The sequence below is a fragment of the Citrobacter sp. Cpo147 genome (genome assembly GCF_030332405.1).
GTDB lineage: Bacteria > Pseudomonadota > Gammaproteobacteria > Enterobacterales > Enterobacteriaceae > Citrobacter > Citrobacter portucalensis.
In genome coordinates, this window is sequence record NZ_JAOWHX010000030.1 from 547,555 (window position 1) to 573,411 (window position 25,857).

24 protein-coding genes and 1 pseudogene are annotated in these 25,857 nt (G+C 50.8%); 15 read left to right on the forward strand and 10 right to left on the reverse strand.

The features are described from left to right. Positions 1 to 35: 35 nt before the first annotated feature. Complete coding sequence (locus OGY06_RS05270; RefSeq protein WP_003832414.1) at positions 36 to 2,123, forward strand: TonB-dependent receptor; 2,088 nt, start codon at positions 36 to 38, stop codon at positions 2,121 to 2,123. A 116-nt stretch (positions 2,124 to 2,239) separates the two neighbouring features. On the opposite strand, the gene OGY06_RS05275 is transcribed toward OGY06_RS05270, so the two are convergent. Next, positions 2,240 to 2,437 (reverse strand): hypothetical protein, encoded by a 198-nt coding sequence (locus OGY06_RS05275; RefSeq protein ID WP_003832412.1) that lies wholly within the window; start codon positions 2,435 to 2,437, stop codon positions 2,240 to 2,242. A gap of 169 nt (positions 2,438 to 2,606) precedes the next feature. Beyond that, positions 2,607 to 4,130 carry a cyclic di-3',5'-guanosine monophosphate phosphodiesterase PdeG gene (pdeG, locus tag OGY06_RS05280; RefSeq protein WP_063941462.1) on the reverse strand — a complete coding sequence of 508 codons (1,524 nt, stop codon included), beginning with the start codon at positions 4,128 to 4,130 and terminating at the stop codon, positions 2,607 to 2,609. A gap of 239 nt (positions 4,131 to 4,369) precedes the next feature. Between pdeG and OGY06_RS05285 the strand changes: the two genes are divergently transcribed. Continuing rightward, the gene (locus OGY06_RS05285) at positions 4,370 to 4,642 is read left to right on the forward strand and encodes a hypothetical protein (RefSeq protein WP_063941461.1); all 273 of its coding nucleotides are present in this window, start codon (positions 4,370 to 4,372) and stop codon (positions 4,640 to 4,642) included. Positions 4,643 to 4,793: 151 nt separating this feature from the next. Beyond that, complete coding sequence (locus tag OGY06_RS05290; protein WP_063941460.1) at positions 4,794 to 5,198, forward strand: DUF1398 family protein; 405 nt, start codon at positions 4,794 to 4,796, stop codon at positions 5,196 to 5,198. Between the two features lie 248 nt (positions 5,199 to 5,446). On the opposite strand, the pseudogene tnpA reads toward OGY06_RS05290, so the two are convergent. Beyond that, positions 5,447 to 5,812 (reverse strand): annotated as a pseudogene (gene tnpA, locus OGY06_RS05295) (IS200/IS605 family transposase); the annotation flags it as partial. 193 nt (positions 5,813 to 6,005) lie between these two features. Further along, positions 6,006 to 7,256 carry an NADP-dependent isocitrate dehydrogenase gene (icd, locus tag OGY06_RS05300; RefSeq protein WP_003030769.1) on the reverse strand — a complete coding sequence of 417 codons (1,251 nt, stop codon included), beginning with the start codon at positions 7,254 to 7,256 and terminating at the stop codon, positions 6,006 to 6,008. 202 nt (positions 7,257 to 7,458) lie between these two features. Here icd and rluE point away from each other — a divergent pair, with 202 nt between their 5' ends. The 8 genes from rluE (at position 7,459) to roxA (ending at position 15,311) form a co-directional block, all read left to right on the forward strand. After that, positions 7,459 to 8,082 carry a 23S rRNA pseudouridine(2457) synthase RluE gene (gene rluE / locus OGY06_RS05305; protein ID WP_286604885.1) on the forward strand — a complete coding sequence of 208 codons (624 nt, stop codon included), beginning with the start codon at positions 7,459 to 7,461 and terminating at the stop codon, positions 8,080 to 8,082. A gap of 13 nt (positions 8,083 to 8,095) precedes the next feature. Then, positions 8,096 to 8,557 (forward strand): NUDIX hydrolase, encoded by a 462-nt coding sequence (locus OGY06_RS05310; protein WP_003832403.1) that lies wholly within the window; start codon positions 8,096 to 8,098, stop codon positions 8,555 to 8,557. Between the two features lie 53 nt (positions 8,558 to 8,610). After that, the gene (gene mnmA, locus OGY06_RS05315; protein WP_003832402.1) at positions 8,611 to 9,717 is read left to right on the forward strand and encodes a tRNA 2-thiouridine(34) synthase MnmA; all 1,107 of its coding nucleotides are present in this window, start codon (positions 8,611 to 8,613) and stop codon (positions 9,715 to 9,717) included. A 34-nt stretch (positions 9,718 to 9,751) separates the two neighbouring features. Beyond that, on the forward strand, positions 9,752 to 10,393 hold the full coding sequence (gene hflD, locus OGY06_RS05320; protein WP_003832401.1) for a high frequency lysogenization protein HflD: 642 nt from the start codon (positions 9,752 to 9,754) through the stop codon (positions 10,391 to 10,393). Positions 10,394 to 10,396: 3 nt separating this feature from the next. Beyond that, complete coding sequence (gene purB, locus OGY06_RS05325; protein ID WP_286604887.1) at positions 10,397 to 11,767, forward strand: adenylosuccinate lyase; 1,371 nt, start codon at positions 10,397 to 10,399, stop codon at positions 11,765 to 11,767. A 195-nt stretch (positions 11,768 to 11,962) separates the two neighbouring features. Beyond that, positions 11,963 to 12,634: a two-component system response regulator PhoP gene (phoP, locus tag OGY06_RS05330; RefSeq protein ID WP_003846709.1), complete on the forward strand. Its 672-nt coding sequence runs from the start codon at positions 11,963 to 11,965 to the stop codon at positions 12,632 to 12,634. Further along, complete coding sequence (gene phoQ / locus OGY06_RS05335; RefSeq protein WP_267454571.1) at positions 12,634 to 14,097, forward strand: two-component system sensor histidine kinase PhoQ; 1,464 nt, start codon at positions 12,634 to 12,636, stop codon at positions 14,095 to 14,097. The genes phoP and phoQ overlap by 1 nt, the downstream gene beginning before the upstream one ends. 92 nt (positions 14,098 to 14,189) lie before the next feature. Continuing rightward, a complete protein-coding gene (gene roxA / locus OGY06_RS05340) occupies positions 14,190 to 15,311 on the forward strand; it encodes a [50S ribosomal protein L16]-arginine 3-hydroxylase (protein WP_003030786.1) in 1,122 nt (373 codons plus the stop codon). Between the two features lie 102 nt (positions 15,312 to 15,413). Here the strand turns inward: roxA and pepT are convergent, their stop codons facing one another. Then, a complete protein-coding gene (gene pepT, locus OGY06_RS05345; RefSeq protein WP_003832289.1) occupies positions 15,414 to 16,640 on the reverse strand; it encodes a peptidase T in 1,227 nt (408 codons plus the stop codon). 250 nt (positions 16,641 to 16,890) lie between these two features. On the opposite strand from pepT, the gene potA reads away from it, so the two are divergent. Genes potA through potD form a run of 4 tightly spaced genes read left to right on the forward strand, consistent with a single transcriptional unit; the run spans position 16,891 to position 20,718 of the window. After that, positions 16,891 to 18,027 (forward strand): spermidine/putrescine ABC transporter ATP-binding protein PotA, encoded by a 1,137-nt coding sequence (gene potA / locus OGY06_RS05350; protein ID WP_003832287.1) that lies wholly within the window; start codon positions 16,891 to 16,893, stop codon positions 18,025 to 18,027. Continuing rightward, the gene (potB, locus tag OGY06_RS05355) at positions 18,011 to 18,868 is read left to right on the forward strand and encodes a spermidine/putrescine ABC transporter permease PotB (protein WP_003832285.1); all 858 of its coding nucleotides are present in this window, start codon (positions 18,011 to 18,013) and stop codon (positions 18,866 to 18,868) included. The genes potA and potB overlap by 17 nt, the downstream gene beginning before the upstream one ends. Further along, the gene (potC, locus tag OGY06_RS05360) at positions 18,865 to 19,644 is read left to right on the forward strand and encodes a spermidine/putrescine ABC transporter permease PotC (protein WP_003030794.1); all 780 of its coding nucleotides are present in this window, start codon (positions 18,865 to 18,867) and stop codon (positions 19,642 to 19,644) included. The genes potB and potC overlap by 4 nt, the downstream gene beginning before the upstream one ends. A gap of 27 nt (positions 19,645 to 19,671) precedes the next feature. Next, positions 19,672 to 20,718: a spermidine/putrescine ABC transporter substrate-binding protein PotD gene (gene potD, locus OGY06_RS05365; protein WP_286605210.1), complete on the forward strand. Its 1,047-nt coding sequence runs from the start codon at positions 19,672 to 19,674 to the stop codon at positions 20,716 to 20,718. Positions 20,719 to 20,820: 102 nt separating this feature from the next. Here potD and cobB read toward each other — a convergent pair whose 3' ends face one another. From cobB to lolC, 5 genes are all read right to left on the reverse strand, one after another. Beyond that, positions 20,821 to 21,642 (reverse strand): Sir2 family NAD+-dependent deacetylase, encoded by an 822-nt coding sequence (cobB, locus tag OGY06_RS05370; protein ID WP_003832281.1) that lies wholly within the window; start codon positions 21,640 to 21,642, stop codon positions 20,821 to 20,823. Between the two features lie 15 nt (positions 21,643 to 21,657). Next, positions 21,658 to 22,569: an N-acetylglucosamine kinase gene (gene nagK / locus OGY06_RS05375; RefSeq protein WP_003832280.1), complete on the reverse strand. Its 912-nt coding sequence runs from the start codon at positions 22,567 to 22,569 to the stop codon at positions 21,658 to 21,660. A gap of 89 nt (positions 22,570 to 22,658) precedes the next feature. Next, complete coding sequence (lolE, locus tag OGY06_RS05380; protein WP_003030804.1) at positions 22,659 to 23,903, reverse strand: lipoprotein-releasing ABC transporter permease subunit LolE; 1,245 nt, start codon at positions 23,901 to 23,903, stop codon at positions 22,659 to 22,661. Next, positions 23,903 to 24,604, reverse strand: a complete 702-nt coding sequence (lolD, locus tag OGY06_RS05385; RefSeq protein WP_003832278.1) for a lipoprotein-releasing ABC transporter ATP-binding protein LolD — start codon at positions 24,602 to 24,604, stop codon at positions 23,903 to 23,905. Before lolD ends, lolE begins: the two co-directional genes overlap by 1 nt. Then, the gene (gene lolC, locus OGY06_RS05390; protein WP_032934420.1) at positions 24,597 to 25,796 is read right to left on the reverse strand and encodes a lipoprotein-releasing ABC transporter permease subunit LolC; all 1,200 of its coding nucleotides are present in this window, start codon (positions 25,794 to 25,796) and stop codon (positions 24,597 to 24,599) included. Before lolC ends, lolD begins: the two co-directional genes overlap by 8 nt. Positions 25,797 to 25,857: the final 61 nt, after the last annotated feature.

Consider the following 25,857-nt stretch of genomic DNA (forward strand, 5'->3'; position numbering starts at 1 on the left):
ACTGCCTTTGAATTTTTAACAAAGGAAGTTTGACTATGCGTTTAAAACCTGTTGCCTCTGTCGTTCTGTCCTGTTTAGGATTTTCCAGCCCCCTGGTATTTGCTGAAGATGTCATGGTGGTAACCGCTTCTGGTTATGAAAAGAAAATCACCAATGCCGCCGCCAGCGTCTCTGTTATTTCGCAGCAAGAGTTACAAACCAATAAATATAATGACTTAGGTGAAGCCCTGCGTTCTGTTGAAGGGGTAGATGTTGAAAGCAGCACCGGTAAAACCGGCGGTCTGGAGATCAGCATCCGTGGCATGCCTGCCAGCTATACCTTGATCCTGATTGACGGTATTCGTCAAAACGGCAGCAGCGACGTAACGCCAAACGGTTTCTCTGCCATGAATACCAGCTTTATGCCCCCACTGGCGGCGATCGATCATATTGAGGTGATCCGCGGCCCGATGTCGACGCTTTATGGGTCCGACGCAATCGGTGGCGTGGTGAATATCATCACCAAAAAAAGCACCGATAAATGGAGCACTTCCATCAATACCGGCGTTAACCTGCAAGAGAGTAATAAATGGGGTAACAGTACGGTCGCCAACTTCTGGTCAAGCGGCCCGTTGATTGCGGGCGTATTGGATATGCAGGTTCGGGGGAGCACAACCCAGCGTCAGGGTTCCAGCGTCACCTCCCTCAGCGATACCTCCTCCACCCGCGTACCTTATCCTACCGAATCGGAAAACTATAATATTGGCACGCGCCTCGACTGGAAAACCAATGAGAACAATACACTGTGGTTAGATCTCGACTCCGCAAGACAGCGCTATGACAACGATGACGGGCAGTTGGGTAACCTGACAGGGGGGTATGATAAAACGCTACGCTATGAGCGTAACAAAGTGACCCTCGGCCACGATACAGCCTTAACGTTCGGCACCTGGAAATCCTCCCTCGGCTGGAATGAAACCGAAAACAAAGGCCGGCAATTGGTATCTTCCGCACTCACGCCAGAGAACGCAGGCCGGGCCGGTGACGCGCGTGAACTGAAGAACACCAACGTCATTCTTGACTCAGTGCTGCTGACGCCATTAGGTGATTCACACCTCTTAACCCTTGGCGGAGAATACTGGGATGCACGGATGAAAGATGGTGTGGTGCTGGCCAATACCGGCGAGACGTTCCATCAAAAAACGTGGGCAGCCTATGCGGAAGATGAATGGCATATTCTCGACTCGCTGGCCTTAACCGCAGGAACACGCTATGAGCATAACGATGTCTTTGGCGGTCATCTCAGCCCGCGTGCCTATATGGTCTGGGACGTTTCCGACGCCTGGACGCTCAAAGGCGGCGTGACGACAGGATATAAAGCACCATCACTAAGCCAGTTGCATAACGGGATCAGCGGTGTAACCGCACAGGGAACGGTGAATACGGTCGGTAACCCGGACCTCAAACCTGAGGAAAGTATCAGCTACGAAACCGGGCTGTATTACGAGAACGACGCCGGGCTTAACGCCAACATTACCGGCTTCTATACCGAATACAAAAATAAAATTGTCTCATATTCTATCGATGATAATACCAACAGCTATACCAACAGCGGCAAGGCAAGAACCGATGGCGTTGAATTTGCCAGCACCTTCCCTCTATGGTCGGATGTGCTGACCTTATCTCTCAACTACACCTACACTCAGAGCAAGCAAAAAGATGGTGACAATAAAGGCGCGCCATTAAGTTACACACCAAAACATATGGCTAACGCCCGTCTGAACTGGCAGGCAACGGAAGATATGAACGCCTGGCTCAGCGCACGTTATCGCGGCAAAGCCCCACGCTTTACCGAAAATTACGACAACCTTAGCGCAGTACAAAAGGCCGTCTATGACGATAAAGGCGCTGATTTAAAAGCCTGGACCGTTGTCGACATGGGGATGTCTTATAAGCTGACCAAAGATCTGACGCTTAATACGGCGGTTAATAACGTGCTGGATAAAGACTTTAGTGAGGTCAAATTGTACCAGGTGGGCCGCAATAGCACCTACGCAGGTGATTATTATCAGACTGCACAATCCACTACCGGATACGTAAACCCTGGTCGTAACTACTGGGTATCTTTAAATTATCAGTTCTAATTTTATAAGATCCTGCTGGTCGGGGCACACTAATACCCCGACCAGCAGAATATTATTGAGAGAAGACACAAGATATAATCATCATCTTATTTTAACATATAAGAATATTTAAACAATTAATACAGAAATACCCCTTCCTGCACCATTAGATATAATGCCAAAACAATAATCCCGACGATACCGCCTAAAAACAGGACTGCGGCAATCGCAAGCTGATTGCGATTTGTGTTCTTCGCTTTGCTTCGCACATCCAACTTATTTTTCGCCGCTTTGTGACTTGAATCACGCTCCATCGCGAATGTTATATCTGCCATACCATTATCCAGTTGCTGTATATGAAAACACAAATAACCACCACATCGATAAGGGTATAGATTTTAAATAACAGAATCCGAGATTTGCCTCACGATAAAGATAATCGTCGGATTTTTGCTACCGAAGCAGATTTCATGCTCACTTTTCATCAATTAGGTTATCTTGTATTTATTCGACAAAAACCTTCACTTTAGGCTTTGACAGCAGAATCATGACGAACTCAGTGAAGGTTACTGGTTTATAGAAATAGTACCCTTGCAGGAAAACAATGTTGTTTTTGTTGAGATAATCAAGCTGAGCCTTCGTTTCAACCCCTTCAGCAACGATGCTTAAAGACAGCTTGCGCGCCAAATCGAGAACACAATCCAAAATTCGGGTTGAATCGGGAAGCTCATTTACCCTTCCCACAAAGCTCTGATCGATTTTAATGTAATCAATGTGCAGGTCATGCAAATAAGAAAGCCCAGAATAGCCCGTACCAAAATCATCCAGCGCAATCACAAAGCCATTCTCATGCAGGATATTGAGCCTCTGCACAAGATCTTCATCCACATCTAACGGCTCGCGCTCAGTAACTTCGATTACCAGATTGAGGTCATCGCGGTTAAAGCTATCCCTGTAATGCAGGCACTCCTGCACGAATGTAGGGGATGTGATATGGGATGCGCTGAAGTTAATGCCGACATGGAAGCCGGATGGCAGTTTGCTGGCAATGGCGTTCATGTTTTCCGCGACCTGCCTCATCAGGCTTTGAGTTAGTGGCACTATCAGGCCTGATTTTTCAGCGACGGGAATGAAGGAAGCTGGAGAGATATATCCGGCTTTTGGATGTTTCCATCGGGCCAGCACTTCAACACCGCGTAACGTCCCCTCGCGACCATTTACGATAGGTTGATAAAAAGGCACGATCTCTCCTTTTACTATCGCCCTGCGCAACGTTTCTTCAGGGGTATCGTTCTTGTTCAGATACTTATCAATGGCATAAGCGGCTGCAAAAGACATTAACAGGATAAAAACCAGAATCCCTGAACCCTGTGTAACCAGCTTTTTTGCACTAAACAGTGGCGGTTTATTATAAATAATACTGAACGGATACTTTGCGGAATTAAGTTGACCAGACGCACGTGCGCTTGTTGTAACGGTTTTCACATCGCCCAATAAACCAAGTACGTTGTCACCCACCAGCAATGAGTATGCTACTCCCTTTAACGGAACTTTCAGAGCCCCTCGAATATGCACCCCACTAATAGTGACAATAATACGACTGGTTTGAAAACGAGTTTGATACAGCAGAACAGGTATCTCGTTTTCCGTATTTCTTGCGGGAGTCAGCAACAGATTTGTATCAGCAATTACGGGGATTTGCTTAAGTAAAATCCTATTCCCCGGCAATGACGTACACCAAACCTTCCCCTGCCGGATAATGATCAGCGTTCGCAAATGAGGGCGAAGTGCAGCTTCGGTTCCAAGTTGGTATTGTCCCTCCAGATCACATTTTTTTTCAGCAATATGCCTTGCGGTACGGGTTGCCTGGAAAGCTTCATCAAGTATGTTATCCATATTTTTAACAGCATATCGGGCTCCTCCAAGGGTTTCTGTCGAAGATGAATACCAAAGCTGCATATTAAGAATAAAAACACCGATCAAAAAAAGACACACCGCAGCAGTTACCGGTAAAAGTGCTTTGCGCATTCTCATGTCCTGTAGCGAAAACTGATCAGTCGTTGCGATGAGCATTGACATGTTCTAATTTATCTCTACAGAGCATGGTAGACAGAAACAAAAGTCGCCATGCGTCGAATCACATTTCCAAAACCAAAACATAACAAATTAATTTTTAAATAAAATTATCCTTGAAGAGATCAAGACAATAGTGACATCCCTCTTTCCAATTTTGTTATCATATACATGTACTAATAAGAGGTAAGAAAATGAAAATCTTTATCACAGACAATGACGGTAACCTCATTCCTGTTGACGGGAAAAGCGTCGTGATCGAATTGAATAGTGGCGGAACCATCGAGATCGCCGAGGAGTACAGCCGGGACGATGTTCCTGAAGGCATTAATCTGTGGGGCGGACGAGAACCCTCCCCTTCACTCTCTTTCGAGGAAATCAAAGCCAGAACAGAAGGCCTGGGCGTTTATCCCATAGCAGCAAACGCTCTGCATGTATTTCCGTACAAACTTTCAGCAAAAGAATAATTGCATGCACCAAGTGCGCACGCGTATATGGGCTGCGCGCAATTACTCTCATGGCTCCGCTGTCCGTACCAAAAGGTCAGACCAGATTGAAGTGATAAAACCGATCGTGCACACTACACGCTCTCATGACTAACAATAGGTTATAATCCTGATGGATCAGGTTGACGTTCTTGAAAAGATGTTTGAGCAAGTGAGAAAGGAACATAACTTTCCGTGGTTTTACTCTGAACTGAAACGCCAGAATATTGCTTATTATATTTACTACCTGGCTACTGATAACATTAGAGTTGTTACAGAAAATGATGAAGTAATATTAATAAGAGGGAAAAGAGACTTATTGAAAGTCAGCACAAACAAGAACCCGGAACAAGTAAAAAAAGCAGCCCAGATTCATTATTCCGGGAAATCCACATTTCGCGAATATACTGCAACACTTATCAATGCTGGCGTTTTCCGATGGGTTACGGATGTCAATGATAACAAACGGCATTACTACTCTGTTGACGATACGCTTTTATACATGGAAGATGTTGAGAACAATAATCCATTAATATAATGATAGTTGAACTAGTAGCCCGGTTTCTTCCACTCAGCACCGTAGAAGCAGGCATAAGGGACAATCCCGCATGAAAGATCACCACATCGGGCTACAGTCATAGTTAATACGGAACACTGCGGCGACATGACGCATGATAATGTCACTGTACTGTGCTTAATTGATTGGACACCCAGGTAAAAGAAATCCGCAATTAAGCTGGCTCAGTTAATTCAGGCATTGCGTCCTGATGTACTCCTGCAGACAGTTATCTTCGCCGTGTTCTTACCTACCATGTCGACGTAGTAACCTCTGCACCAGAATTTCCTGTTCCTGTATTTAAACTTCATATCACCAAACTGCTCATACAATATCAGACTGCTTTTACCTTTCAGATACCCCATAAAGCCGGATACGTTCATTTTGGGCTGGATTTCCACAAGCATATGGATATGATCTGCACAGCATTCAGCTTCCAGGATCCGCACGCTTTTCCGTTCACACAGCTTTCTTAAGATGCTGCCTATCGCCCTACGTTACTACCCGTAGAATGCTTGTCTTCGGTATTTGGGCGCAAAAACTATGTGATATTTACAGTTCCATCGGGTGTTCGCTAAGCTCTTTTCGCCCCCCATTGGGACCCCCTTTTGATTTCTTGTTTAACCCTTGCAGTTGCCAGACCGCAAGGTGTTTTAACAAATCAAAAGGGATATTAATAACTGGCCCAAAGCTGAAAGCTTTCCGGAACCCCCAGCCTAACTGGGATTTTCTGTGCACAAAAAAACGGGAACCTCTCGGTTCCCGTTCTCATACAACCCAGTATCTGGATTACATGTTTTCGATGATCGCGTCACCAAACTCACTACATTTCAGCAGCTTAGCGCCGTCCATCAGACGTTCGAAATCATAGGTTACGGTCTTGGCGTTGATTGCGCCTTCCATACCTTTAACAATCAGGTCAGCCGCTTCAACCCAACCCATGTGGCGCAGCATCATTTCAGCAGACAGAATGATGGAACCTGGGTTCACTTTATCCTGACCTGCATACTTCGGTGCAGTACCGTGGGTTGCTTCGAACAGAGCGCATTCGTCACCGATGTTTGCACCCGGCGCGATACCAATACCACCAACCTGTGCGGCCAGCGCATCGGAGATGTAGTCACCGTTCAGGTTCATACAGGCAATCACGTCATACTCAGCCGGACGCAGCAGGATCTGTTGCAGGAACGCATCGGCGATAACGTCCTTAACCACGATCTCTTTCCCGGTTTTCGGGTTCTTGATTTTCACCCATGGACCGCCGTCGATCAGTTCACCACCGAATTCTTCACGCGCTAACTGGTAACCCCAGTCTTTGAACGCGCCTTCGGTGAACTTCATGATGTTGCCTTTGTGTACCAGGGTAACTGAATCACGATCGTTGGCGATGGCGTATTCAATCGCTGCACGCACCAGACGTTTAGTCCCTTCTTCAGAACACGGTTTGATACCAATGCCGCAATGTTCCGGGAAGCGGATTTTCTTCACGCCCATCTCTTCGCGCAGGAATTTAATCACTTTCTCAGCATCGGCAGAGTCAGCTTTCCACTCGATACCCGCGTAGATATCTTCGGAGTTTTCGCGGAAGATGACCATGTCGGTCAGTTCAGGGTGTTTAACCGGGCTTGGTGTGCCCTGATAATAACGCACCGGACGCAGGCAGACATACAGGTCAAGTTCCTGACGCAGAGCTACGTTCAGAGAGCGAATACCGCCGCCAACAGGGGTGGTCAGAGGGCCTTTAATGGCAACACGATATTCACGAATCAGATCTAAGGTTTCAGCAGGCAGCCAGACGTCCTGGCCATAAACCTGAGTGGATTTCTCGCCGGTGTAGATTTCCATCCAGGAGATTTTACGCTCGCCTTTATAGGCTTTCTCGACAGCAGCATCGACAACTTTGATCATCGGTGGGGTTACATCAACGCCGATACCGTCGCCTTCAATGAACGGGATAATCGGATTTTCAGGAACGTTGAGTTTGCCGTTTTGCAGGGTGATCTTCTTACCTTCCGCCGGAACAACTACTTTGCTTTCCATTCACCTCTCCTTCGAGCGCTTCTGGTTCTGCTCGTCTGTCATCACGCTGCATGTGCGTTTGCGTCCTGCTACACGGATGCGTTAGAGCAACTTTTTGTTAATGATTTGTAATGAGCGTGTCAATACTACCCTATTGTTCGCCGCCATGAAAGACACTCGTTCTTAGGCTATAATGCGGCAATTGATATAATCTGAAAATACCATGCAAAAAACTTCTTTTAGAAATCACCGGGTTGAGCGATTCAGCTCACGACAAGTCACTAAGCAGCGTAAAGAAAACCAGCCAAAACGCGTGGTTTTGTTCAATAAACCCTACGATGTTTTGCCACAATTTACTGACGAGGCTGGCAGAAGCACGTTAAAAGATTTTATTCCCGTGCCGGGAATTTATGCGGCGGGCCGACTCGACCGGGACAGCGAAGGGCTTTTGGTGCTAACCAATGACGGCGCGCTGCAGGCGCGGTTAACGCAACCCGGTAAGAGTACCGGGAAAATTTATTACGTCCAGGTTGAAGGCGAGCCGACAGCAGAAGCGCTGGACGCCCTGCGTAACGGAGTAACGCTCAATGATGGCCCCACGCTACCCGCAGGCATTGAAGTAGTAGAGGAACCCGTATGGCTGTGGCCGAGAAATCCGCCGATTCGGGAACGGAAAAACATTCCCACCAGCTGGTTGAAAGTTACCTTATATGAAGGCCGCAACCGTCAGGTACGTCGTATGACAGCGCATGTTGGATTTCCTACGCTGCGCCTCATCCGCTATGCCATGGGGGATTACACGCTGGACAACCTCGCCAATGGCGTGTGGCGGGATGCAACTAACTGAATAAGGAACAGGTATGTTCAAACCACACGTTACGGTCGCCTGCATTGTGCATGCAGAAGACAAATTTTTAGTCGTTGAGGAAACAATCAATGGCAAAGCCCTGTGGAATCAACCTGCCGGGCACCTGGAAGCGGATGAAACTTTAGTGCAAGCCGCCGCTCGCGAGCTGTGGGAAGAAACGGGCATTAAAGGGCAGCCGCAGCATTTCATTCGTATGCATCAATGGATTGCGCCGGACAGAACGCCCTTTTTGCGTTTTCTTTTCTCTATCGAGCTTGCCAATATGTGCGCTACAGAACCCCATGACAGCGATATAGATTGCTGTCGCTGGGTCAGCGCAGAAGAGATTTTCTCTGCGCCAAACCTGCGTTCGCCGTTGGTTGCAGAGAGTATTCGCTGTTATCAGAGCGGACAGCGCTACCCACTGGCCATGATCGGCGAATTTAACTGGCCGTTTACAGAGGGTGTCAAGTAAAGGGCTGCGTGCTAGAATATGCCGCCTTGAAGTTCAATGTCGTGAGTATTCCTATGTCTGAAAGCCCAAAAAAAGTGATCGTCGGCATGTCCGGCGGTGTCGATTCCTCCGTTTCTGCCTGGCTGTTACAACAACAGGGCTATCAGGTAGAAGGCCTGTTCATGAAGAACTGGGAAGAGGACGATGGCGAGGAATACTGCACAGCGGCCGCCGACCTTGCGGATGCGCAGGCTGTCTGTGACAAACTCGGCATTGAACTGCATACCGTCAACTTTGCCGCAGAATACTGGGACAACGTCTTTGAACTGTTCCTTGAAGAGTACAAAGCGGGCCGTACGCCGAACCCGGATATTCTGTGCAATAAAGAAATTAAGTTTAAAGCCTTCCTTGAGTTTGCCGCAGAAGATTTAGGTGCCGATTACATCGCCACCGGTCACTACGTGCGTCGCGCGGATGTCGACGGCAAAAGCCGCCTGCTGCGTGGGCTCGATGGCAATAAAGACCAGAGTTATTTCCTCTATACGCTCGGCCATGAGCAAATCGCGCAAAGCCTGTTCCCGGTCGGTGAACTGGAAAAACCGCAGGTGCGTAAAATTGCCGAAGATCTTGGTCTGATTACAGCCAAGAAAAAAGACTCCACCGGCATCTGCTTCATTGGCGAACGTAAGTTCCGCGAGTTTCTTGGTCGTTACCTGCCGGCTCAGCCAGGCAAAATCATCACCGTTGACGGCGAAGAGATTGGCCAGCATCAGGGGCTGATGTACCACACTCTGGGTCAGCGTAAAGGTCTGGGTATTGGCGGAACGAAAGAAGGGACAGAAGATCCATGGTATGTGGTGGATAAAGACGTTGAGAACAACATTCTGGTTGTCGCTCAGGGTCATGAACATCCACGTCTGATGTCCGTTGGGCTGGTGGCGCAACAGCTGCATTGGGTCGATCGCGAACCGTTCACCGGTACCATGCGCTGCACGGTGAAAACCCGCTATCGTCAGACCGACATTCCGTGCACCGTTAAGGCACTGGATGCTGAGCGTATTGAAGTCATTTTCGACGAGCCAGTCGCGGCGGTCACGCCGGGTCAGTCGGCTGTCTTTTACAATGGCGAAGTGTGCCTCGGCGGCGGCATTATCGAACAACGATTGCCTCTGCCGGTATAATTACTTACACATTTGATACAAGGAAGCAGTGAACGTGGCAAAGAACTATTATGACATCACCCTCGCCCTGGCAGGCATTTGTCAGTCGGCACGCCTGGTGCAGGAACTGGCGCACCAGGGGCATTGTGATGCCGATGCATTACACGTTTCACTGAACAGTGTCATCGACATGAATCCCAGCTCTACGCTGGGCGTGTTTGGCGGCAGCGAAGCCAATCTGCGTCTTGGCCTTGAAACGCTGCTTGGCGTACTGAACGCCAGCAGTCGTCAGGGACTGAACGCGGAACTCACCCGCTATACGCTAAGCCTGATGGTGCTGGAGCGTAAGCTGTCAGCGGCCAAGGGCGCTATGGACACGCTGGGAGACCGTATTAGCGGCTTGCAGCGCCAACTAGACCATTTTGATTTGCAGTCAGAAACGTTGATGAGTGCGATGGCTGGCATTTATGTTGACGTCATCAGCCCACTTGGCCCGCGTATTCAGGTCACGGGTTCCCCGGCCATCCTTCAGAGCCCACAAGTACAGGCTAAAGTACGCGCTTCGCTGCTGGCTGGCATCCGTGCTGCCGTGCTCTGGCATCAGGTTGGTGGAGGCCGTCTGCAACTCATGTTTTCTCGTAATCGCCTGACGACTCAGGCAAAACAAATTCTTGCTCATTTAACCCCGGAGTTGTGATCTATGGAATTATCCTTACTGACCGCCGTTTCCCCTGTCGATGGACGCTACGGCGATAAAGTCAGCGCGCTGCGCGGGATTTTCAGCGAATACGGTTTGCTGAAATTCCGCGTACAGGTTGAAGTACGCTGGCTGCAAAAACTGGCCGCGCACGCAGCGATCAAGGAAGTTCCTGCTTTTGCTGCCGACGCAATCGGTTTCCTTGATGCGATCGTCGCTAACTTCAATGAAGAAGATGCTGCGCGCATCAAAACCATTGAGCGTACGACCAACCATGATGTGAAGGCAGTTGAGTATTTCCTGAAAGAGAAAGTGGCGGATATCCCGGAACTGCACGCTGTTTCCGAATTTATCCACTTTGCGTGTACTTCAGAAGACATCAACAACCTGTCTCACGCGCTGATGTTGAAAACCGCACGCGACGAAGTGGTTCTGCCGTACTGGCGTAAGCTTATCGACGCGGTGAAAGATCTGTCTGTACAGTATCGCGATATTCCTCTGCTCTCCCGTACCCACGGTCAGCCAGCCACCCCTTCTACGCTAGGCAAAGAAATGGCTAACGTGGCTTACCGTATGGAGCGTCAGTATCGTCAGCTCAACCAGGTTGAAATTCTTGGTAAGATCAATGGTGCAGTCGGTAACTATAACGCCCACATCGCCGCTTACCCGGAAGTTGACTGGCATCAGTTCAGCGAAGAGTTTGTCACCTCGCTGGGCATCCAGTGGAACCCGTACACCACGCAGATTGAGCCGCACGACTACATTGCCGAGCTGTTTGACTGCATCGCCCGTTTCAACACCATCCTGATCGACTTTGACCGCGATGTCTGGGGTTACGTGGCGCTGAACCATTTCAAACAGAAAACCATCGCGGGTGAAATCGGCTCTTCCACCATGCCGCACAAAGTTAACCCCATCGATTTCGAAAACTCCGAGGGTAACCTGGGTCTGTCTAACGCGGTTCTGCAGCACCTGGCGAGCAAACTGCCGGTCTCCCGCTGGCAGCGTGACCTGACTGACTCTACCGTTCTGCGTAACCTGGGCGTAGGTATTGGCTATGCGCTGATCGCGTATCAGTCCACGCTGAAAGGCGTGAGCAAACTGGAAGTGAACCGCGATCATCTGCTGGATGAACTGGATCATAACTGGGAAGTTCTGGCAGAGCCGATTCAGACCGTGATGCGTCGCTACGGTATTGAGAAGCCGTACGAGAAACTGAAAGAGCTAACCCGCGGTAAGCGCGTTGACGCCGAAGGTATGAAGCAGTTTATCGACGGTCTGGCGCTGCCGGAAGAAGAGAAAACTCGCCTGAAAGCAATGACGCCTGCCAATTATATTGGTCGCGCCATCACCATGGTTGATGAACTGAAGTAATCTGTTTGATGCCGGAGCGTGCTTGAGCCTGTTCCGGTCTTCCGTTCATATCATAGTAAGCCGGAAAGCATCAGCGCTTCCGGCTTTTTTATTGTCCGCGAGATTATCCCTTCCCCCGGTTTATTAAATGTTTATCCCCACAGCCACATAATCAGCGTTAAACTATTCATACCATTATTTTAGGGAGAAACGATGATGCGCGTACTGGTTGTCGAGGATAATGCTTTATTACGCCACCACCTCAAGGTTCAGTTACAGGATTTAGGGCATCAGGTGGATGATGCAGAAGATGCGAAGGAAGCGGACTATTATCTGAATGAACATCTGCCGGATATCGCGATCGTTGATTTAGGACTCCCCGATGAAGATGGTTTGTCGCTGATCCGCCGCTGGCGCAGTAATGAGGTTTCGCTGCCGATTCTGGTATTAACCGCGCGCGAAGGCTGGCAGGACAAGGTGGAAGTCCTCAGCGCTGGCGCTGACGATTATGTCACCAAACCGTTTCACATCGAAGAAGTGGCTGCGCGCATGCAGGCACTGATGCGCCGCAACAGCGGTCTGGCATCGCAAATTATCTCCCTTCCGCCTTTTCAGGTGGACCTCTCTCGACGCGAGTTATCCGTCAATGATGAAGTTATCAAGCTCACTGCGTTTGAATACACCATTATGGAAACGCTCATCCGTAATAATGGCAAAGTGGTCAGTAAAGATTCGCTCATGCTGCAGCTTTATCCGGATGCCGAGCTGCGCGAAAGTCACACCATTGATGTTCTAATGGGACGTCTGCGTAAGAAAATACAGGCGCAGTATCCGGACGACGTCATCACCACCGTGCGTGGTCAGGGATATCTTTTTGAACTGCGCTAATGAATAAACTATTGCGTCATTTTTTTCCATTATCGCTGCGGTTGCGCTTTTTACTGGCAACCGCAGGCGTGGTGTTGGTGCTTTCGCTGGCCTACGGCATGGTTGCCCTGGTGGGCTACAGCGTCAGCTTTGATAAGACAACGTTCCGCCTGCTGCGGGGTGAAAGTAATCTGTTTTATACCCTGGCAAAGTGGGAAAACGGCAAGATAAACGTCGAGCTGCCTGAACATCTCGATATGCAAAGCCCAACAATGTCGCTGATCTATAACGAAAGCGGTGAATTGTTGTGGGCGCAGCGCAATGTTCCCTGGCTGACGAAAAGTATCCAACCGGACTGGCTTAAAACGAACGGTTTTCATGAAATTGAAGCCAATGTAGACGCCACCAGCACTTTACTGGGCGAAGATCACTCCGCTCAGCAGCAGTTAAAAGAAGTCAGAGAAGATGATGACGACGCCGAAATGACCCACTCCGTGGCGGTGAACGTCTACCCCGCCACAGCCAGAATGCCGCAACTGACCATTGTGGTTGTCGACACCATTCCTATAGAGCTAAAGCGCTCGTATATGGTCTGGAGCTGGTTTATTTATGTCCTGGTCGCCAATTTGTTGCTGGTCATTCCGCTGTTATGGGTGGCCGCCTGGTGGAGCCTGCGGCCTATTGAGTCGCTAGCGCGTGAAGTCCGTGAGCTTGAGGAACATCATCGTGAGATGCTAAACCCCGCCACCACACGCGAATTGACCAGCCTGGTTCGCAATCTCAATCGACTTTTAAAAAGCGAACGTGAGCGCTACGATAAATACCGCACCACGTTAACCGATCTCACCCATAGCCTGAAAACGCCACTGGCGGTACTGCAAAGTACGCTGCGCTCAATGCGTAACGAAAAGATGAACGTCAGCGACGCAGAGCCTATCATGCTGGAACAAATTAGTCGTATTTCCCAACAGATAGGCTATTACCTGCATCGCGCCAGTATGCGTGGCAGCAGTGCCCTACTCAGCCGCGAGCTGCACCCGGTCGCGCCGTTGCTGGATAAGCTCACCTCGGCGCTGAATAAAGTGTATCAACGTAAAGGGGTCAACATTAATCTCGATATCTCACCTGAGATCAGCTTTGTGGGCGAACAGAATGACTTTGTCGAGGTGTTGGGCAACGTCCTGGATAACGCCTGTAAGTATTGTCTGGAGTTTGTCGAGATTTCGGCGCAGCTGTCTGAGGATCAGCTGCATATTCTGGTCGAAGACGATGGTCCTGGTATTCCGCAAAGCAAACGGGAAGTGGTGTTTGACCGTGGACAGCGCGTAGATACACTACGTCCCGGACAAGGCGTCGGTCTGGCGGTGGCGCGAGAAATCACCGAACAGTATGACGGGCAAATTATTGCTGGTGATAGCCTGCTGGGTGGCGCGCGCATGGAAGTTATTTTTGGCCGCCAGCAGCCGAGCCAGAAAGACGAGTAATCGTCGCATGTAATAAATATGTACTGACTTCACGCTTGAGGTTAAGTATCCGTTATAATCGGTTGCAGATACCAGCCTGCGGGATGCTCACTATGGAATACCAACTCACACTTAACTGGCCCGATTTTCTTGAACGCCACTGGCAGAAACGCCCGGTGGTCTTAAAACGCGGGTTTAACAACTTTATCGACCCACTCTCTCCTGACGAACTGGCTGGACTGGCAATGGAAAGCGAAGTCGACAGCCGACTCGTCAGCCATCAGGATGGTAAATGGCAGGTTAGCCATGGTCCCTTCGAAAGCTACGACCATCTTGGCGAGAACAACTGGTCTTTGCTGGTGCAGGCGGTCAACCACTGGCACGAACCTACCGCCGCGCTGATGCGCCCGTTCCGTGAATTACCGGACTGGCGTATCGACGATCTGATGATTTCTTTCTCTGTACCCGGCGGCGGCGTTGGCCCGCACCTGGATCAGTACGATGTATTTATCATTCAGGGAACCGGTCGTCGTCGCTGGCGCGTAGGCGAAAAGCTGCAGTTGAAGCAGCACTGCCCTCACCCGGATCTTCTTCAGGTCGACCCGTTCGAAGCCATCATTGATGAAGAGCTGGAACCCGGCGATATCCTGTACATTCCACCGGGATTCCCGCACGAAGGCTATGCGTTAGAAAACGCGATGAACTATTCGGTTGGCTTCCGCGCGCCAAACACTCGCGAGCTGATCAGCGGGTTCGCCGATTACGTTTTGCAACGCGAACTGGGCAGCACCTATTACAGCGATCCTGACCTGCCACCGCGCGATCATCCGGCAGATGTTCTGCCGCAGGAAATGGACAAGCTGCGCGAAATGATGCTGGGTCTGATTAATCAGCCAGAACATTTTCAGCAGTGGTTTGGCGAGTTTATCTCTCAGTCTCGTCATGAGCTGGATATTGCCCCGCCGGAGCCACCGTATCAGCCAGACGAAATTTATGATGCCCTGAAACAAGGTGATGTGTTAGTGCGTCTGGGCGGATTGCGCGTATTGCGCATTGGCGATGACGTCTACGCTAACGGTGAGAAAATTGACTCGCCACATCGTCCTGCGCTGGAAGCGCTGGCCAGTCATATTGTGCTGACGGCTGAGAACTTTGAGGATGCGCTGGAGGATCCTTCTTTCCTTGCCATGCTTGCCGCGCTGGTCAACAGCGGGTACTGGTTCTTCGAAGGGTAATGCGGACTGTGCCTGATGCGACGCCATGCGTCTTATCAGGCCTACTGGAGTGAAATATTGTAGGCCGGATAAGCAAAGCGCCATCCGGCAACTACACATGCTTTATTTTTGTTTCGCGGCCAATTCAGCAATACGCACAATCACCTGCACCGCTTTTTCCATTCCTTCCAGCGTCACAAACTCATGCTTGCCATGATAGTTGTAGCCGCCGGTGAACAGATTCGGACACGGTAATCCCATAAACGACAGCTGCGCGCCGTCAGTGCCGCCACGGATCGGTTTCAGCACCGGCTCAATATCACAATCGCGCATCGCCTGCTGGGCGATATCCAGCACGTACGGATGCTCAATCACTTTTTCGCGCATATTGTAGTAACTGTCTTCAATCACCAGTTCGATATAGCAGTCTGGGTGTAACCCTTTGCCAACCTTCTTGGCGATATCCATGATCTTGCGTTTACGCGCTTCAAACTGCTTACGGTCAAAATCACGAATAATGTAGTGCATATCCGCCCGATCGACCGTCCCTTTCATGCTCGCCAGATGATAAAAGCCTTCATAGCCTTCCGTCTTTTCAGGGCTTTCATCTGCCGGAACCTCAGCGTGAATACGCGCCGCCAGGGACAGCGCATTCACCATCACCCCTTTTGCGGTGCCGGGATGCACATTGTTGCCAACAATTTTGATATTAACCGACGCGGCGTTGAAGTTTTCAAACTCCAGCTCACCTACGCCACCACCGTCAACGGTATAGGCCCACTGCGCATCGAATGCCGCAACATCAAAATGCTTCGCCCCTTTACCCACCTCTTCGTCCGGCGTAAAGGCCACGCGGATATCACCGTGCGGAATATTTTTTTGGATAAGCACAGCCAGTGCGGTCATGATTTCCGCCACGCCTGCTTTATCATCCGCGCCCAACAACGTTTTACCGTCTGTGGTGATCAGCGTCTGACCCAGAAGTTGATGCAGCACCGGGAACATCACCGGCGATAAAACTTCATCACCAATGCCTAACGCAATATCGCCACCGCGATAGTTTTCAACGATTTGCGGATTGACATTTTTACCGCTGAAATCCGGTGAGGTATCCACATGGGAAATAAAGCCGATCGCAGGAATATTACCAGCAACGTTAGCAGGTAACGTTGCCATCAGCGTGCCTTTTTCGCTCAGTGAAATATTAACCAGCCCCATCTCTTCGAGCTGTTGTTTGAGCAGTTGTAATAATTTCCACTGTCCTTCGGTGCTGGGTACCTGCCGCACGCCCGATTTTGATTGGGTGTCCAGCGACACGTAGTGTAAAAAACGCTCAAGTAGTTTATCCATGCAGTCACCCTCACTTTTTGTGACAACATTATCAATAAGCAACAAAAGACAAATATTGCGTCAGGTCACTTTTATCCCCGCAAGTGAGAATATTTCGCCCTGACATCCCCTCTGACTATAGGGCTAAGTCAGTAATTCGCAACAAGGATTGGCGATTACAATGGTTTGCCGTAGAATAACGGCCCTCATTAAGAGTCATCAAGGTGGTTAACCACAAACCCCGCATCGGTCAGCCATCCGTTGCGTTTACATGGGACAGAGTAAAAAATTGAATAAACAACCGCGTTCGCTTTCTCCACTGGTGCAATTAGCGGGAATTCGCAAAAGTTTCGATGGCAAAGAGGTGATTTCCAGCCTGGATTTGACCATCAATAATGGCGAGTTTCTTACGCTGCTTGGCCCCTCTGGCTGCGGTAAAACAACCGTTCTTCGCCTGATTGCCGGTCTGGAAACGGTTGATTCCGGTCATATTTTGTTGGACAACGAGGACATCACTCACGTTCCAGCGGAAAATCGCTACGTGAATACCGTCTTCCAAAGCTATGCGCTATTCCCCCACATGACTGTGTTTGAGAATGTGGCCTTTGGTTTGCGCATGCAAAAAACGCCCGCAGCCGACATTTCTCCCCGCGTTACCGAAGCCCTGCGCATGGTGCAACTGGAAGAGTTCGCCCAGCGAAAACCGCATCAACTTTCCGGCGGACAGCAGCAGCGCGTAGCGATTGCCCGAGCAGTGGTCAACAAACCCCGCTTACTCTTGTTAGATGAATCCCTCTCTGCGCTGGACTACAAGCTGCGTAAGCAGATGCAGAACGAACTGAAAGCGCTGCAGCGTAAGCTTGGTATCACTTTTGTCTTTGTCACACACGATCAGGAAGAAGCGCTGACTATGTCTGACCGCATCGTGGTGATGCGCGATGGTAAGATTGAGCAGGACGGTACGCCGCGCGAAATCTACGAAGAGCCAAAGAATCTGTTTGTCGCCGGGTTTATCGGCGAGATCAATATGTTTAACGCCACGGTGATTGAACGTCTGGATGAACAACGTGTTCGTGCTAACGTTGAAGGCCGCGAGTGCAATATTTATGTCAACTTCGCGGTAGTTCCCGGACAAAAGCTGCACGTTCTGTTACGCCCTGAAGATTTACGCGTTGATGAAATCAACGATGATAATCATATCGAAGGCCTGATCGGCTACGTGCGCGAACGCAACTACAAAGGCATGACGCTGGAGTCGGTTGTAGAACTGGAAAATGGCAAGATGGTGATGGTCAGCGAATTCTTCAACGAAGATGATCCTGACTTTGACCACTCGCTCGACCAGAAAATGGCAATTAACTGGGTAGAAAGCTGGGAGGTCGTACTGGCTGATGAAGAGCACAAGTAAATTCCAGAGTGTGGTGATCTTCACCATTGTCGGTTGGCTTGTGTTATTTGTCTTTCTGCCCAACCTGATGATCATCGGCACCAGCTTTTTGACCCGTGACGACGCCAATTTCGTCAAAATGGTCTTTACGCTGGAGAACTATACGCGTCTGCTCGATCCGCTCTATTTTGAGGTGCTGGTTCACTCCCTCAATATGGCGCTGATTGCCACGCTCGCCTGTCTGGTACTCGGCTACCCGTTTGCCTGGTTTTTGGTGAAACTGCCGGAAAAAGTACGCCCGCTGCTGCTATTCCTGCTGATTGTTCCGTTCTGGACCAATTCCCTTATTCGCATCTACGGACTCAAAATTTTCCTCAGTACCAAAGGCTATCTCAACGAGTTTCTGTTATGGCTCGGCGTTATCGATACACCCATTCGCATTATGTTTACCCCCAGCGCGGTGATTATCGGGCTGGTATACATCCTGCTGCCGTTTATGGTGATGCCGCTCTATTCCAGCATTGAAAAGCTCGATAAACCGCTGCTGGAAGCCGCACGCGATTTAGGTGCCAATAAGCTTCAGACCTTCACTCGCATCATTATTCCGTTGACGATGCCGGGGATTATCGCCGGATGCCTGCTGGTCATGCTGCCCGCAATGGGGCTGTTTTACGTTTCCGACTTAATGGGCGGTGCGAAAAACCTGCTGATTGGTAACGTAATTAAAGTTCAGTTCCTGAACATCCGCGACTGGCCGTTTGGTGCAGCCACCAGCATTACGCTGACCATCGTGATGGGTCTGATGCTGCTGATCTACTGGCGCGCCTCCCGCTTACTGAACAAGAAGGTGGAACTCGAATGATCGGTCGACTGCTTCGCGGCGGTTTTATGACCGCTATCTACGCGTATCTGTATATTCCAATCATCATTCTGATTGTGAACTCCTTTAACAGTTCGCGCTTTGGCATCAACTGGCAGGGTTTTACTACCAAATGGTACGGCCTGCTGATGAATAACGACAGCCTGTTGCAGGCAGCACAGCACTCGCTGACGATGGCGGTGCTATCCGCCACGTTTGCCACCTTGATCGGCTCACTTACTGCGGTTGCGCTGTACCGTTACCGTTTTCGCGGTAAACCGTTCGTCAGTGGCATGCTGTTCGTGGTGATGATGTCGCCGGATATTGTGATGGCAATATCTCTGCTGGTGCTGTTTATGCTGATCGGCATTCAACTGGGTTTCTGGTCGCTGCTGTTCTCGCATATCACTTTTTGTCTGCCTTTTGTGGTGGTGACGGTTTACTCTCGCCTGAAAGGTTTTGATGTCCGCATGCTTGAGGCGGCTAAAGATTTGGGTGCCAGCGAAGTAACTATTCTGCGCAAGATAATACTACCACTGGCTATGCCTGCGGTGGCTGCGGGTTGGTTGCTGAGTTTTACGCTGTCGATGGATGATGTTGTTGTTTCATCTTTCGTCACCGGACCGGGTTATGAAATTTTGCCATTAAAAATCTACTCAATGGTTAAAGTCGGCGTATCACCAGAGGTGAACGCGCTGGCGACCATTTTGTTGGTTCTGTCGCTGGTTATGGTGATTGCCAGCCAGCTTATTGCACGTGATAAAACCAAGGGCCGCTAAGGCCCTTAATTCAGGGGACGTTAAATGATTAAAAAATGGTCACGCCACCTGCTCGCGGCGGGTGCTCTGGCACTGGGCATGAGCGCCGCTCACGCGAATGACAACAACACGCTCTATTTCTATAACTGGACTGAATACGTACCACCGGGTCTGCTGGAACAGTTCACCAAAGAAACCGGCATTAAGGTTATCTATTCGACCTACGAGTCGAATGAAACCATGTACGCCAAGCTCAAAACCTATAAAGACGGCGCATACGATTTGGTGGTTCCGTCCACCTATTACGTCGATAAAATGCGTAAAGAAGGCATGATCCAGAAGATCGACAAATCGACGTTGACCAACTTCCACAACCTCGATCCGGAAATGCTCAACAAGCCGTTTGACCCGAACAATGACTACTCCATCCCGTATATCTGGGGTGCGACGGCCATTGGCGTCAACAGCGATGCTATCGATCCTAATACCGTCACCAGTTGGGCCGATCTGTGGAAGCCGGAGTACAAAGGCAGTCTGCTGTTAACCGATGATGCGCGAGAAGTGTTCCAGATGGCGCTGCGCAAGCTGGGATATTCCGGCAATACCACCGATCCTAAAGAGATTGAAGCCGCCTATAACGAGTTGAAGAAGCTGATGCCTAACGTTGCGGCATTTAACTCTGACAACCCGGCCAACCCGTATATGGAAGGCGAAGTTAATCTGGGGATGGTGTGGAACGGCTCCGCGTATGTTGCGCGTCAGGCGGGCACACCGCTGGAAGTGGTATGGCCGAAAGAAGGTGGCATTTTCTGGATGGACAGCCTGTCTATTCCGGCTAACGCGAAAAACAAAGAAGGTGCACTGAAGCTGATTAACTTCCTGCTGCGCCCGGACGTGGCGAAAGAAGTCGCAGAAACTATCGGTTACCCGACGCCAAACCTGGCAGCACGCAAGCTGTTAAGTCCTGAGGTCGCGAACGACAAAACGCTCTACCCCGATGCAGAAACCATCAACAAAGGGGAATGGCAGAACGATGTCGGTTCCGCCAGTGCTATCTACGAAGAGTATTATCAGAAGCTAAAAGCAGGACGCTAATTCAGCGTTGTAAGGAATGCCCGATGGCGCGACGCTTATCGGGCCTACATAAATGCAAACCGTAGGCCGGATAAGGCATTTACCGCCATCCGGCAAAAAAAATCACAGCCCTTTCAATAACTTCTCAACAAACTCAGGCACTACCTGGCTTGCCGGACCGTAATACTTCTCTTCAAACTCGCTGCCTACCTGGCTCGGTTCGAGGTTTAGTTCTACCGTATGTGCCCCATGCAGCCGCGCCTCATGCACAAAACCCGCTGCCGGATAAACATGTCCCGATGTGCCAATCGCAATGAACACATCTGCCATTGCCAGTGCCATATAAATTTCATCCATACCCAGCGGCATTTCACCAAACCACACTACGTGTGGTCGCAGCGGTGCCGGAAACTGGCAGCAATGACATTTATCTTCCGGGGTCACATCGCCCGTCCATTCCAGAATCTGCCCGCTTTGCGAACAGCGAACTTTGAGCAACTCGCCGTGCATATGGATAACGTTCTGGCTGCCCGCACGCTCATGCAGATTATCAATGTTCTGCGTCACCAGTAAAAAACGATCGCCCAACTCGGCTTCGAGTTTTGCCAGTGCGATATGCGCCGCGTTGGGCTGGATTTCCGGCTGTTGCAACTGATGGCGACGGGCGTTATAAAACGACTGAACCAGTTCCGGGTTTCGACTAAATCCTTCCGGAGTCGCAACGTCCTCTACCCGATGTTCTTCCCAGAGACCATCCGCCGCGCGGAATGTTCGAATTCCTGACTCAGCGGAGATTCCCGCTCCAGTCAGTACCAGCACTCTTGGTTTTTCCATCAATTCAGGCACCACTCTGTCTCTGAAAAAGATTCGTTGACGCAGGCGATCGCGCAAATGGCGTTTATTTTTACGAAAGCGGCTTAACCGATGACCCCGACGCGACAGCATAACAACCTCTTTGTATTAATCGGTAAGATGTAGGAAAGCAGCCCCGCGCATCCCGCCGGCATCACCGTGCCGTGCCTGCTCAATACGCGGTACCCGGGCAACCGGCAGCAGATGACGCGGCAATCGGTTCGCCAGTTGCGTCGTAATAGCGGTAAAATTCGACAAGCCTCCGCCAATCACCACCAAATCAGGATCGACGATAGTCAGGATATTCCCAAGACACACCGCCAGCAAATCCAGATAGCGTTCAACGTGGGCCAGCGCGTGCTCATCACCCTGCTCCCACAGCGCGATAATTTCGCGGGCATCCAGCGGTTGATGGTAGTAATGCTGATACAACCACGCAAATCCACCGCCGGAAAGATAACTTTCGATGCATCCCAGTTGACCGCATCCGCAGCGGCGCAGCGGGAAATCAAAGCCCATCAGCGTCAGCGCATCGACCGGCAAACGAATATGACCAAACTCACCGGTGATATAGCTGCGTCCGGTGATGGATTTCCCGTTAAGCACCAGGCCGCCGCCGACGCCCGTACCGAGGATCAACCCCATCACCAGCGGATACTGGGTGAACTCGTCATCCCAGGCTTCGGAGAGAGCAAAACAGTTCGCATCGTTATCCAGACGCACATCGCGGTCAAGGCGAGCGCTGAGATCGGCGCGGAGCGGTTTGCCACTGGCGGCAGGAACGTTGGCCGCGTACAGCGTGCCGTCTTCGGTTTCCGGCATGCCTGGAATGCCGATGCCTACCGAACCTTTGATGCCAAACCGCTGATCCGCTTCCGTCACCAGATTGCAGACCGCATCAAGGAAAGCGTCGTAGCTGTCGCGAGGCGTAGGAACGCGAGTTTCCCATTGCAGACGACGTTGCTTATCAAACACGCCCAGCGCAATTTTGGTCCCGCCGATGTCAAATCCGTAATACATCACCGCTCCTTGATACACGTCATCCTTCAAGATGCCTCTGCGTTGGCTACGCCTTGATGCAGCATGAATGCTGTCGTGTATTATTGTTGTTATTGGCCGCTAAGTACTCTCGCAGGATCAATATTGCTGGCGCGACGCGCCGGATACCAACTTGCCAAAAGACTCAGCACGAGTGCTGTCACCAGCACGTAAATCACATCCAGCCAGTGTAATTCCGATGGCAGGAAGTCAATGAAATAGATATCGCCGGACAGGAACTGATGGCCGATAAGCGCCTCAATCCCGTTTATGATCGGCGTCAGTTGCAACGAGACAACCACCCCGATGACGACGCCTATCAGGCTACCGAACAGACCCGCCAGCAGGCCGTACCAGACAAAAATGGCACGGATCAACCCATCTTTCGCCCCGAGTGTTCTTAATACCGCAATATCGCCACTTTTGTCTTTTACCGCCATCACTAACGTGGAAACGATATTAAAACAGGCCACGCCAATCACCAGCACCATAGCCAGATACATAATGGCGCGGATCATTTGAATATCGCGGTACATATAGCCGTAGGTGCCAATCCAGCTCTTGATGTAAACATAGTTATTGGTGACTTCACCCGCGTCTCGCACCAGCTTATTGGCGTTAAACACGTCGTTAACCTTCAGCGCGATCCCGGAAACGCTGGTTCCCATATCGAGATATTGCTGCGCATCTTCCATTGGGATCATGGCAAAGCTGTGATCGAGCTGACCGCTCAGTTGCAGGATCCCCGTCACGTGCAAACGCACGCGTTTAGGCTGCTGTAGCTTATGATCCGCACTGGCGTTAGGGATCATAATCGACACCCAGTCGCCCTGCTTCACCTTCAGCGCATCGGCAATACCCTTACCAATGATGATTTGTTGTTCACCGGCTTTAAAATTATCCCAGGCGTGGTTTTGCACAAAGGATGGCAGCGCGCTTAAACGCTGTTCCTGTTTCGGGTCAACGCCCTTCACCTGCACCGCGCGTAAGTTCGCCCCGCTCTCCACCAGTCCGGTAAAGTTGATATAAGGCGCCGCGGCGACAATACCCGGCACTTTTTGTACCTTGTCGAGCGCTTCCTGCCAGTTATTCCACGGTTGATTTACGGCTTCAATCTCTCCGTGTGGGACTACGGCCAGAATACGGTTGTTCAGCTCACGCTCAAATCCGTTCATGGCACTTAAACCGACGATCAGCACCGCCACACCCAACGCGATGCCAACGGTAGATATCACCGAAATCAAAGAAACCATACCGCCGCGACGCCGACCACGGCTAAAGCGCAGACCAATCAATAACGATAAAGGCGAAGCCATTACTCAGCTCCCATCAGGCTCAGTTCAGCCGTCAGGCGACCATCGCGCATTTCAAGCTGGCGACTCATCCGCTTCGCCAGTTGCAGATCGTGCGTCACCACCAGAAATGCCGTGCCCTGAGAGCGGTTCAGCTCGCCCAGAAGCTCAAAAATGCTGTCCGCGTTACGCGCATCCAGGTTACCTGTTGGCTCATCTGCCAGGACCAGGCGCGGGTTATTCACCAGCGCACGCGCGATGGCCACACGCTGGCGTTCGCCGCCAGACAGTTCAGACGGGCGATGACTGGCACGATGATCCAGCCCTACTGCTTTCAGCATATCCCGTGCGCGCTCGGTGATTTCTGCCGGTTTTTTCTTGCCGATCAGCAGCGGCATCGCTACGTTTTCCAGCGCGGTAAAATCCGGCAGCAAATGGTGGAACTGGTATATAAAGCCCAGCTTCTGATTACGCAGTTCCGCTTTCGCCGCCGACGAGAGCTTGCTCATTGGCTGACCGCTAAAAATGACGTCGCCGGAAGTCGGGGTATCCAACCCACCTAACAGATGCAGCAGCGTACTCTTGCCGGAGCCGGAGCTACCGACAATCGCCATCATCTCACCTTCACCGACGCAAAAACTGACATCGTGCAGTACATCGGTCTGCACAGTGCCTTCCTGATAGCGTTTGCACAGGTTGTCGCATTGCAACAGGATCTTATTCATAACGTAAAGCCTCAGCGGGTTGAGTGGCGGCAGCGCGCCAGGAAGGATAAAGCGTAGACAGCAGCGCGATGGCCATCGCCACCAGCGCAATGACGATAACCTGCAGCGGCTCGATAGCGACCGGCAGCGCAGCGCCATCCAGCAGCACACCAATAATTGGCATCAGATTGTTCAGTTGGCTGGCGAGCAATGCACCCAGTACAGCGCCCAGCAGCGCGCCAATCACCCCGGCACTGGCCCCCTGAACCATAAACACCATCATTATCTGCCGCGGCGTTAGCCCCTGCGTTTGTAAAATCGCCACTTCCCCTTGCTTCTCCATTACCATCAGACCCAGCGAGGTAATAATATTAAAAGCCGCCACCGCCACGATCAGGCTAAGCAGCAGCCCCATCATGTTCTTTTCCATGCGCACGGCCTGGAACAGTTCCCCTTTGCGCTCGCGCCAGTCCTGCCATTTGGTGCCTTGCGGCAGCGTTTGCTGGCTCAGCGTGTCAACTTTTAACGGTTCGTTCAGCCACAGACGCCAGCCAGTGATATTACCCACCGGATAGCGCATCAGACGCGAGGCATCCTGAATGTTGGTCAGCATCTGGTAGCCATCGACTTCGCTGTTGGCGGCGAAAGTGCCAATCACCGTAAACAAACGCTGGCTCGGCAAACGCCCCATCGGCGTAAACTGGCTGGCCGAGGGCACCATCACACGGATTTGATCGCCACGGTTCACGCCCAACTGCCCGGCAAGCTGCTCGCCGAGGATGACATTATACTTACCCGGTTGCAGATCTGTTTGCTTCACATTGACCAGATACGGCGTTAACGGATCTTTTTGTGCCGGATCGATACCGAGCATCACGCCGACCGCCACGCTACGCGCGCTTTGCAGCACCACATCTCCCGTAGTTATGGGTGCAACGCGGTTGACGCCGTTCAACACCACCGCTTTTTCCGGCAGTTGTTGCGGGTTGAGGGAACCCTGTTCAGACGAGAGTACGGCCTGAGGCATCAGGCCAAGAATATTGTTTTGCAGCTCGCGCTCGAAACCGTTCATCACCGACAACACCGTGACCAGCGCCATTACCCCGAGAGTAATGCCTATGGTGGAGAGCCAGGAAACGAAGCGACCGAAGCGATCTGCTGCACGCCCACGCATATAACGCAGGCCGATGAATAGAGCGACAGGTTGGTACATGAAATCCGTCTGGTTGCTGTTAGCAAAGTCACGAGTATATAAGCGAAAGCGGAATGGGTAA